A 1,476-nucleotide genomic window follows, 5' to 3' on the forward strand; every position below is an offset into this window, starting at 1 on the left:
ACCAAAATTTTGGCCTCTCACCCCTTCTGGTACCCCCCGAGTTCATACCGGAAGCAAGGCCACACTTTGCATTCACACCGGTAATCCTCCATATCTCCACCTTTTCTTTGGTAGAATACTCATATAGAGGGGAGGAGGGCGGGAACTCTAATTTATATATGGTAAGTATAGTATCGTTAAAATACATTTTAACTGAAGTAAAATTTCAATTTAACTTCAACTATAATTACCATATATAAAATTTAGGAAGAATGTAACTCACCGGTGGTGGGTCTGAGCAACAAACAGGGGACCGAAGGAGTGGAGACCATCAGATTCTGAACATAGAATCCGTAAATAAAAACTGGAGAAAGTGTTATGTGATCTCCAGTATGCAACTGACATAATATCCTCATATGGGACATTATTCAGTAGGGCCCAAGAAGCGAAAATTGCCCGTATTTCATGAGGCCGAATACGGTGAAGGTTTGGCTGTCCATTGGGCTGAATGGCGTAGGCTTTCTGGATGGTTTTAGCCACCCACCTAGAAATAGTGTCTATGGAAAAGTCAACATGTCCCGTCTTCACGGAAGAAAAAGACGTTGTCTATTGCCTCTAGTAGCTTTCATACGATCCAAGTAGAAAAGCAATGCCCGCACAGGACACAAATACCGATCGGCTTCATCACGCCCAACATTTGTAGTGAGAGCCGGGATGACAATGGAATTGCCTGAATAGGTAGGAAGTTGGTTCTTTGCCAAAAACGTAGGGTCCGTGCGTAAGGTGATATTAGAATGGTCTGGTGCCGTTCTAATACAAGAAGGATCAATAGACAAAGCATGTATATCACCGCTACGGCGTCCAGCCGCTAGTGAAACCAAAAACACTGTTAGCCATGTCACACATTTGATGTCCGCCTTGAACATAGGTTCAAAAGGAGGACGAAGGAACATATCCAACACAAATGACAAATTCCACTGTGGGACAAGAGAACGAACACGAGGTCGTTCCAATTGGAAGTTCCGAATGAGCCTAGACATATCAGGCGAATGACATATCTGGGCGCAACATGGAGGACTAAGCGTGGCAGCAATGGCAGCCCGATACCCTCTAACTGTACCGGGAGCCAATTTCTTGTCCTCAAACAAGTAGAGTAAAAAGTCTGCTACAAGCTGCACAGAGGGATGGAGAAAATCGGCATCCCGTTTGATACACCAATTTTGGAAAATATCCCATTGGGATTGGTAGATTTTCCTGGTGGATGTGCGATGAGAGGTAGAGATTCGCGTAGCGACTCCCTCCGAGAAACCTCGGTGACTAAGGGATTGGCACATAGCCACCAAGCGTGAAGTGGCAGAACATCCGGATTGTGATGATACACCGACTGCTTCAGTTGGGATAACAGGTCCGACCGAACTGGAAGTCGACGAGGATGTCGATGTGACAATCGTAAGAGGTCTGGAAACCATGATTGTCGAGGCCATGCTGGAGCAATGA

The 1,476-nt window shown here is 45.5% G+C and carries 1 protein-coding gene; it reads left to right on the forward strand.

Annotation, left to right across the window (positions count from 1 at the left end):
- The first annotated feature begins 1,329 nt into the window (after positions 1-1,329).
- A complete protein-coding gene (locus BOW51_RS11355) occupies positions 1,330-1,476 on the forward strand; it encodes a hypothetical protein (RefSeq protein WP_167367347.1) in 147 nt (48 codons plus the stop codon).

The sequence above is a fragment of the Solemya elarraichensis gill symbiont genome, assembly GCF_002021095.1.
Taxonomy (GTDB): Bacteria; Pseudomonadota; Gammaproteobacteria; order Chromatiales; family Chromatiaceae.